9 protein-coding genes are annotated in these 8,554 nt (G+C 71.3%); all 9 read left to right on the forward strand.

From position 1 onward, the window contains the following. The first annotated feature begins 276 nt into the window (after window positions 1-276). Window positions 277-657 (forward strand): hypothetical protein, encoded by a 381-nt coding sequence (locus tag V5O40_RS27370; RefSeq protein WP_332908130.1) that lies wholly within the window; start codon window positions 277-279, stop codon window positions 655-657. Between the two features lie 147 nt (window positions 658-804). Further along, a complete protein-coding gene (locus V5O40_RS27375) occupies window positions 805-3,639 on the forward strand; it encodes a Na+/H+ antiporter subunit A (RefSeq protein WP_332908131.1) in 2,835 nt (944 codons plus the stop codon). Next, window positions 3,636-4,100 carry a Na(+)/H(+) antiporter subunit C gene (locus V5O40_RS27380; protein WP_269739297.1) on the forward strand — a complete coding sequence of 155 codons (465 nt, stop codon included), beginning with the start codon at window positions 3,636-3,638 and terminating at the stop codon, window positions 4,098-4,100. Before V5O40_RS27375 ends, V5O40_RS27380 begins: the two co-directional genes overlap by 4 nt. Before the next feature lie 37 nt (window positions 4,101-4,137). Further along, window positions 4,138-5,640 (forward strand): Na+/H+ antiporter subunit D, encoded by a 1,503-nt coding sequence (locus V5O40_RS27385; RefSeq protein ID WP_332908132.1) that lies wholly within the window; start codon window positions 4,138-4,140, stop codon window positions 5,638-5,640. Further along, the gene (locus V5O40_RS27390; protein WP_332908133.1) at window positions 5,637-6,218 is read left to right on the forward strand and encodes a Na+/H+ antiporter subunit E; all 582 of its coding nucleotides are present in this window, start codon (window positions 5,637-5,639) and stop codon (window positions 6,216-6,218) included. The genes V5O40_RS27385 and V5O40_RS27390 overlap by 4 nt, the downstream gene beginning before the upstream one ends. Further along, window positions 6,215-6,478, forward strand: coding sequence for a monovalent cation/H+ antiporter complex subunit F (locus tag V5O40_RS27395; RefSeq protein ID WP_164445627.1), 264 nt, complete (start codon window positions 6,215-6,217; stop codon window positions 6,476-6,478). The genes V5O40_RS27390 and V5O40_RS27395 overlap by 4 nt, the downstream gene beginning before the upstream one ends. Continuing rightward, complete coding sequence (mnhG, locus tag V5O40_RS27400; RefSeq protein WP_332908134.1) at window positions 6,475-6,810, forward strand: monovalent cation/H(+) antiporter subunit G; 336 nt, start codon at window positions 6,475-6,477, stop codon at window positions 6,808-6,810. Before V5O40_RS27395 ends, mnhG begins: the two co-directional genes overlap by 4 nt. A 169-nt stretch (window positions 6,811-6,979) precedes the next feature. Next, the gene (locus V5O40_RS27405; RefSeq protein ID WP_332908135.1) at window positions 6,980-8,332 is read left to right on the forward strand and encodes a hemolysin family protein; all 1,353 of its coding nucleotides are present in this window, start codon (window positions 6,980-6,982) and stop codon (window positions 8,330-8,332) included. Further along, on the forward strand, window positions 8,329-8,554 hold a 226-nt coding region (locus V5O40_RS27410), incomplete at its 3' end, for a CNNM domain-containing protein (protein ID WP_332908136.1). The genes V5O40_RS27405 and V5O40_RS27410, both read left to right, overlap by 4 nt.

Below are 8,554 nucleotides of genomic sequence, written 5' to 3' on the forward strand. Positions count from 1 at the left end.
CCTCGGTGCGGCCAACGCCGCCCCGCACCACTCCCGGGACGCCGGCCCGAACCGGGAGAGCACCCCCTCGCCGGAGGCCGTGCTGGAGTCCGCCACGCACCCATCCTGCCCCCGGGCACCGACAGTCGTCCGCCGCGAGTCGGGGCGACTATGTCGTGTTAAGGCGTTTAAGACTACTTGCACCGAGAATCCGTTAAGTCTCACTTAACTGCTTGCTCTGGTGAGGCAACATAAAGTAACTTCACTCGGGTCGTGGTGAGCGGTGGAGGGGGCGGGATGGCCGTCGAGGAGCGGAGTTCGGGCCCCGGCACCGACATCCTGATCCGCAAGGTCGACAGCCATGTCACCGCCCTGCGGGCCGGGCTGCACGGCGCGGATCTCGAGTTGGCCGAGCGGCTCGCCAGTTGCCTGCGCGAACTCGTCGTCTCCACCGCGCAGGCCAGCGCGGCCGATCGGGCCCAGGTGCGGGCCGCCGTGCACTACTTCGTCCTGCGTCGGGAAAGCCGTGGGCGGTTGCTGTCCGTGCGGTCTCTGGCCGCCGCGCAGCGACTGGTGAACAAGGCCGCGGCCCAACTCGGTCGGGCGGACCTGGTGGTCGAGGGGCGTCCGGTGCGGGGCGGCGGGAGCGCCACGACGGATGTCGCCGCGCACAGCTGATTCGGTCTTTACCCGTCTTTCACCGCATTGACGGCGAAAGTGTTTTTATCTCGGAAAAAGCATCCATAGCGCGCTGATCTGTCGTCTGATCGCTGCTAGACCCCCAACCCCCGTGGGGCGTCGCGGCCACCTCGACCGGGAGCGCGCGTGCTCGTACTGCTGATCCTGCACCTCGTGGCGGCCGTCGTGGCGCCGCTGCTGGTTCGCCGGTGGGGTCCGCGCGCCTGTTACCTGCTGGCGTTGGTGCCGGCCGCCGCCTTCGGCTGGGCGCTGGTACGCACACCCGACGTGGCGCACGGCGGTGCGGTCGTCGAGAACTACCCGTGGATCTCGGAACTGGGGTTGGATCTCGCGCTGCGGATGACCACCCTGTCCTGGCTGATGACCCTGCTGGTGGGCGGGGTGGGCGCGCTGGTGCTCGGCTACAGCGCCCGGTACTTCCCGCCCGACGCGCTCGGCAACTCACGGTTCGCCGGGGTGCTCGTCGCCTTCGCCGGGGCGATGCTCGGGCTGGTTCTCGCCGACAACCTGCTGCTGCTCTACGTCTGCTGGGAACTCACCACCATCTTCTCGTACCTGCTGATCGGTCACAGCACCGAACGGCGGTCGAGCCGTTGGGCCGCGGCCCAGGCGCTGACCGTGACCACCCTCGGTGGCCTGGCCATGCTTGTCGGGTTCCTCATGCTCGGTCACCACGCCGGCACCTACCGCTGGTCCGAGCTGGCCCAGCGACCGCTGCCGGGCGGGGTGTACCTGGTCGTCGCGGTACTGCTGATCCTGCTCGGTGCGCTGTCCAAGTCGGCGGTGCTGCCGTTCACCTCGTGGCTGCCGGTGGCGATGGCCGCACCGACACCGGTCAGCGCGTACCTGCACGCGGCGGCGATGGTGAAGGCCGGCGTCTACCTGCTCGGCCTGCTCACCCCGGTGCTCGCCGTGATCGGTCCGTGGCGTCCGGTGGTGCTGGTCGCCGGTCTGGCCACCATGCTGGTGGGTGGCTGGGCGGCACTGCGGCAGACCGACCTGAAGCTGCTGCTCGCCCATGGCACGGTCAGCCAGCTCGGACTGCTGACGGTGGTCGTCGGGGTGGGCACCGCGGACGCCGCGCTCGCCGGAGTCGCCATGCTGCTCGCCCACGCCTTGTTCAAGGCGGCGCTGTTCCTCGTGGTCGGCGTGATCGACCATGGCGCCGGGACCCGTGACCTGCGCGAGTTGTCGGGCCTGCGGCGCAGCGCACCGGCGCTGACCGGGGTGGCCGTGCTCGCCGCCGCCTCGATGGCCGGGCTGCCACCGCTGTTCGGTTTCGTCGCCAAGGAGGCCGTGTTCGCCGCCTTCGCCGACCAGCCGCTGGTGCTGGCGGTGCTCGTCGTCGGCACCGTGCTCACCGTCGCGTACAGCATCAGGTTCATCTGGGGCGCGTTCGCCGACCGACCCGGCGCCGACGCCACCGACCTGGGCCGGATCGCGCCGTCGCTGCTGGCCCCACCGGCCCTGCTGGCCGTCGTCGGGCTCGTCGCGGGCCCGGCCGCGGGAGCGCTGGACCAGTTGCTCCGCCCGTATCCCGAACTATTCGGCGCCGTCGGCAAACACCTGGCCCTGTGGCACGGGCTCACCCCGGCGCTCGGCCTGTCCGCGCTGGCGCTGGTGGGTGGCACCGCGCTGTTCGCGCTGCGCGGCCCGCTGGCCCCGGTGCTGGCCCGGCTGCGCTGGCCGGTCACCGGCCAACAGGGGTACGAGTGGATCACCCACCGCTTCGACCGGGTCGCGTTGGACGTCACCAGCGTCACCCAGCGGGGTTCCCTGCCGCAGTATCTCGGCCTCATCCTGATCGTGCTGGCCGCGGTGCCGGGCGGGACGGTGTTCCTCATCGAGCCCTGGGAACAGCCACTGGAACTGTGGGCCACCCCCGCGCAGCCGGTGGTGCTGCTGGTGGTCTGCGTCGCCGCCCTGCTCGCCGTGGGTGCCCGTCGGCGGCTGACCGCGATGCTGCTGGTCGGCATGACCGGTTACGGCACCGCGATGCTGTTCGTCCTCTACGGCGCGCCCGACCTGGCGCTCACCCAGTTTCTCGTGGAGACGATGACCATCGCGATCTTCGTGCTGGTGCTGCGTCGACTGCCCGAACGGTTCTCGACCCGGCCGCTGCGGCGCAGTCGCTGGATCCGGCGGACGATCGGCGTGATCGTCGGTACGACCGTTGCCGCGCTGGCTGTCGGTGCCGCGGCGGCCCGGCAGGCCCGGTCCATCTCCGAGGAGTTCCCGCACCTGGCGGTCGAGGAGGGGCACGGACGCAACGTGGTCAACGTGACCCTGGTGGACATCCGTGCCTGGGACACGCTGGGGGAGATGGCGGTGCTGGTGGCGGCGGCCACCGGAGTGGCGAGCCTGATCTTCCACCGGTCCCGTACCGGGCCCCGTCCCCGTCGCCGGGAGGTCGCCGAGGACGAGGCGCCCGCAGGTCGGGCGGTCTGGCTGCGTGGCGGGACGACGCTGCACGAACGGCAACGGTCGATCGTGCTGGAGGTGGTCACCCGACTGATCTCGCACACCGCGGTCCTGTTCTCGCTCTACCTGCTCTTCTCCGGGCACAACGCGCCCGGTGGCGGCTTCGCCGGAGGGCTGGTGGCCAGCCTCGCGCTGACCATGCGTTATCTCGCCGGTGGCCGGTACGAGTTGGTCGAGGCGGCGCCGGTCGGTGCCGGCACCGTGCTCGGTGCCGGCCTGCTGCTCTCGGTCGGCAGTGGGGTGGTCTCCCTGATCGTCGACGGCACCGTGCTGAAGAGCACCACGGTCGACCTCTGGCTGCCCCTGATCGGTGACTTCTACCTGGTCACGTCCCTCTTCTTCGACGTCGGCGTCTACCTGGTGGTGATCGGTCTGGCGCTGGACGTGCTGCGCAGCCTCGGCGCCGAGGTGGACCGGCACATCGAGGCGGCCGGCGGGCCCGGGGGCGGGCTCGCCGGCCAGCGAGGGGAGGCACGGTGAGGGCCGCCGGAGCGAACCTCGTCTCCTTCATCACGATCGGGGTACTCGTCGGCTGTGGCGTGACCCTGCTGCTGGAACGCAGCCTGAGCCGGGTCCTGCTCGGCGTCATCCTGATCGGCAACGGCGTCAACCTGTTGATCGTCTTCGGCGGCCGGTCCGGGGAGGCGCCGGTGGTCGGCGTCAGTGACGAGGCGGCGATGAGCGACGCGCTGCCCCAGGCCATGGTGCTCACCGCCATCGTCATCACCTTCGGCTTCACCGCCTTCCTGCTGGCGATCAGCTACCGCAGTTGGTACCTCAGCGGCGACGACGAGGTGCCCGACGACATAGAGGACCGGCAGATCGTCCGCCGGAGAGCCCAACGGGAGGTTTCCGCCGCCGATCTCACCGGCGAGCCGCCGACCGCCGACCCGCAGCAGGTCGACGCACCCGCCCCACCGCGCGAGGAGGGCCCGGGATGAGCCGGTACGCGTCGACCGGGCCGGACCGGAGGCGGCGATGAACACGCTCGTCTCGCTGCCGGTGGTGCTACCCGTGCTGGGTGCCGCGCTGACCCTGCTGCTGGCGGGCCGGCCGTGGACCCAGCGGACGGTGAGCGTGGGTTGCCTGAGCACCAGCCTGGTGGTGGCGGTGGTCCTGCTGGTCCAGGCGTACCGGCAGGGCCCGCTGGTGGTGCAGCTCGGCGGCTGGCCGGCGCCGGTGGGCATCGTGCTGGTCGCCGACCAACTGGCCGCGCTGATGCTCGTGGTCTCCTCGGCGGTGACCCTCTGCGTGCTGCTGTACTCGATCGGGCAGGGCCAGGCGGAGGTCGGGGAGCGGTCGCCGGTGGCGATCTTCCACCCCACCTACCTCGTGCTGACCGCCGGGGTGTGCAACGCGTTCCTCGCCGGTGACCTGTTCAACCTCTTCGTCGGCTTCGAGATGCTGCTCGCCGCGAGCTTCGTCCTGATCACCCTCAACGGCACCGGGCCACGCATCCGGACCGGCTCCACCTACGTCGTGGTCAACGTTCTGGCATCGATGATCTTTCTGATCTCGGTGGGCCTGGTCTACGCGGCCACCGGCACGCTCAACCTGGCACAGCTCACCGCGCGGCTGGACGCGCTACCGGACGGCGTACGGCTGAGCCTGCAACTGATGCTGCTGGTGGCCTTCGGCATCAAGGCGGCGGTCTTCCCGTTGTCGGCCTGGCTCCCGGACAGCTATCCCACGGCGCCGGCCCCGGTCACCGCGGTCTTCGCCGGCCTGCTCACCAAGGTGGGCGTGTACGCGATCATCCGGACCCAGACCCTGCTCTTCCCGGACCAGCGGGCCGGGGAACTGCTGATGGTGGCGGCCGGCCTGACCATGCTCGTCGGCATCCTCGGCGCGGTGGCCCAGTCGGACATCAAGCGGCTGCTGTCGTTCACGCTCGTCAGTCACATCGGCTACATGATCTTCGGCGTGGGGTTGAGCACGGTCGCCGGACTGGTCGGCGCCATCTTCTACGTGGTCCACCACATCACCATCCAGACCACCCTGTTCCTGATCTCCGGGCTGGTCGAGCAGCGGGCCGGCAGCACCGACCTGCGCCGCCTCGGCGGGCTGGCTCGACTGGCGCCCCTGGTGGGCGTGCTCTTCTTCGTCTCGGCGATGAACCTGGCGGGTATCCCACCGTTCTCCGGCTTCCTGGGCAAGCTCGGCCTGCTCCAGGCCGGTGTCGCCGTGGGCGGTCCGCTGCCCTGGACACTGGTGGCCGTCGGAGCCGTGACCAGCCTGCTCACCCTCTACGTGGCGAGCCGGGTGTGGAACATCGCCTTCTGGCGCTCGCCCTGCGAAACGGTCGCGCCGACCGCTCCGCTGCCCGCGCTGATGGTCGGCGCCACGGTCGCCCTGGTGGTGCTCGGCGTGTCGTTGACCTTCGTGGCCGGACCGTTGTTCGACTTCACCGGGCGGGCGGCGGCGGATCTGATCGAGCGCACCCCGTACGTGCGCGCCGTTCTGCCCGGCGGGACGTCATGACCACGCCGACGGCTCCGGACCGGCGGACCCGGGTCGGCCGTTGGCGTGACCAATTGATCGCCTACGGCTGGCTGGTGCTCGCCTGGAACCTGTTCTGGGGGGAGTTCACCTGGGGAAACCTGCTCGGCGGGCTGCTGACCGCCGGCGTGGTGCTGCTGTTCTTCCCGCTGCCGCCGGTGACCTTCCACGGCCGGCTCCGGCCGTGGGGTCTGCTGGTCTTCGGCGGCCGGTTCGTCGTCGAGCTGGTCCGGGCCAGCGCCCACGTCGCCCGGATCGCGGTGCAGCCCGGCTACACGCCCCGTTCGGCGATCATCGGCGTGCGGCTGCGGCTGCCCACCGACCTCAACCTCGCCCTCACCGCCGAGGTGCTCTCCCTGGTGCCCGGCACCTTGATCATCGAGGTGGACCGGGACGCCGGAATCCTCTACGTGCACGTGCTCGACGTACGCGGCCCCGCCGCCCTCGACGCCAGCCGTGACCAGGTCCGCGCCGTGGAAGGGCGGATCGTCGCGGCGATCGGCTCGACCGCCGAACTACGCCGGACGCGTACCCGAGAAGTGGACAAGGAGTTCCCGTGACGATCTTCCTCGCCGTCGTGCTCACCAGCCTGCTGTCGGTGACCGCGCTGCTCGCCCTCGTCCGCCTCTACCGGGGTCCGACGCTGCTGGACCGGGTCGTCGCCGCCGACATGCTGCTCGCCACCATGGTCGGCGCCGTCGGCGCGGAGGCGGCGGTCAACCGGCACGCCACCACCCTGCCGGTGCTGGTGGTGCTCGCCCTGCTCGGCTTCGTCGGATCCGTCTCGCTGGTCCGCTTCGCCGTCCGGGACCGGCCGTGACACCGGGCGCCGTCGCGGACTGGCTGGCCGCGGTAAGCCTGGTCACCGGTGCGCTGTTGAGCCTGGCCGCCGCCATCGGGGTGCTGCGCTTCCCGGACACGCTGAGTCGCATGCACGCGGCCACCAAGCCGCAGGTGCTCGGCGTGCTGCTTCTGCTGCTGGGGGTGGGTCTGCGGCTGCGCAGCCCGGCCGACCTCGGCATGATCGTTCTCGTCGGGGTCTTTCAACTGGCCACCGCCCCGGTCGCCGCCCAGATGATCGGTCGGGCCGCCTACCGGGCCGGGCGGGTGGACCGGGACCTGCTCGACGTCGACGAACTCGCCGACCACTGAGCCGTCCCGCCCTGCGGACACAATGAGTAAGCACACCCGCCCGGCCCGGGCCACGCCGCCGGTAGAATGACCACATGATCGACTCTTCTGCCCAGGAGGGCAGCAGTAGCCAGCCGGGTAGGCCCCGGCATCCCCACGCACCGACGACCCCGGGAGCCCTGAACCTCCCGTGTTGATCCTCGTCGGTCTTCTTCTGATCGTTGTCTTGACCGTCGCGACGGGGTACTTCGTCGCGCAGGAGTTCGGCTACGTCGCGGTCGACCGCGGCAAGCTGAAGCAGCTCGCCGCCGAGGGTGACCAGGCGTCCGTCCGGGCCCTGGAGGTCACCGGGCGGCTGTCGTTCATGCTCTCCGGCGCACAGCTCGGCATCACCGTGACCGCACTACTCGTCGGCTACGTCGCCGAACCCTTCCTCGGTGCCGGCCTGGCGGAGCTGCTCGGCGTGGCCGGTGTCTCCACCGGTGTCAGCCTGCCGCTGTCGGTCGCGCTGGCCCTGGTCATCGCCACTGTGGTGCAGATGGTCGTGGGCGAGCTGGCCCCGAAGAACCTGGCCATCGCCCGGCCCGAACCGGTCGCCCGGGCACTGGCCCGCTCCACCCTGGTCTACCTGGCCATGGCCGGACCGCTGATCAAGCTCTTCGACAAGTCCGCGGTGCGTCTGCTGCGGCGGGTCGGCATCGAGCCGATCGAGGAACTGCCCAGCGGTGCCACCCCGGAGGACCTGGAACAGATCATCGCCGAGTCCCGGCTGGAGGGGCATCTCGATGCCGACATGTCGGAGCTGCTGGACCGGGGGCTCGACTTCCGGCAGTTGACGGCCGGCGAGGCGATGGTGCCCCGGGTGGACGTGCACACCGTGCGCGCACACGAGCCGGTGAGCCGGGTGGTCGAGCTGCTCGACACCGGCCGCTCCCGCTTCCCGGTACGCGGCGCGGAGGGCGTCGACGACCTGGTCGGCGTGATCGGCATCGCCGACGTGCTCCAGGTACCACCGGCCGAGCGGGCCGCCACCCCGGTCAGCGCGGTCGCCGTACCGCCGCTGCTGGTGCCCGAGACACTGCCGCTGCCCACCGTGCTGGACCGGCTCCGCTCGGGGCACCGCCAGCTCGCCTGCGTGGTCGACGAGTACGGCGGTTTCGCCGGGGTCATCACGCTCGAGGACATCGCCGAGGAACTGGTCGGCCCGATCCGCGACGAGGACGACCCGCCGGAGCGGGCCCCGACGCGGCAGGAGGACGGCTCCTGGGTGGTGCCCGCGCGCTGGCGCATCGACGAGGTCGCCGACAGCACCGGCATCGCCCTGCCCGAGGGGGCCGAGTACGACACCCTCTCCGGGCTGGTCATGCGGGAGCTGGGCCGGGTGCCCGAGGTCGGTGACCGGCTGGAGATCAGCCTGCCGGCCGACGGCGAGAACGGCCAGGTGCCGCCGCGTGCCCTGGTCGAGGTGCTCGCGGTGGATCGGCACGTGGCCGACTCGGTCCGTCTCCAGGTCACCGACGGGCATTCGGAGGTGACGGCATGAGCACCGGATTCGCGCTGATCACCTCCGTGGTCCTGCTGGCGCTCAACGGCTTCTTCGTCGCCGCCGAGTTCGCCCTGGTGGCCAGCAAGCGGTACCGCCTGGAACAGGCGGCGGCCGGCGGCGGCCGGGGGGCCCGGGGCGCCCGCCCCGGCGGGCGGGGGCTGGGGCGGGTTGTGGGCGGGGGGCCACGAGGGCACCACCAGGGGCCGCGGGGCCGCGGGG

It is taken from the genome of Micromonospora palythoicola (assembly GCF_036689795.1).
Lineage (GTDB): Bacteria > Actinomycetota > Actinomycetes > Mycobacteriales > Micromonosporaceae > Micromonospora > Micromonospora palythoicola.

Bases quoted from the DNA above. Each gene is read 5' to 3' on its own strand.
- V5O40_RS27370 (WP_332908130.1), top strand. From the start codon at position 277: ATGGCCGTCGAGGAGCGGAGTTCGGGCCCCGGCACCGACATCCTGATC.
- V5O40_RS27385 (WP_332908132.1), top strand. From the start codon at position 4,138: ATGAACACGCTCGTCTCGCTGCCGGTGGTGCTACCCGTGCTGGGTGCC.
- V5O40_RS27390 (WP_332908133.1), top strand. From the start codon at position 5,637: ATGACCACGCCGACGGCTCCGGACCGGCGGACCCGGGTCGGCCGTTGG.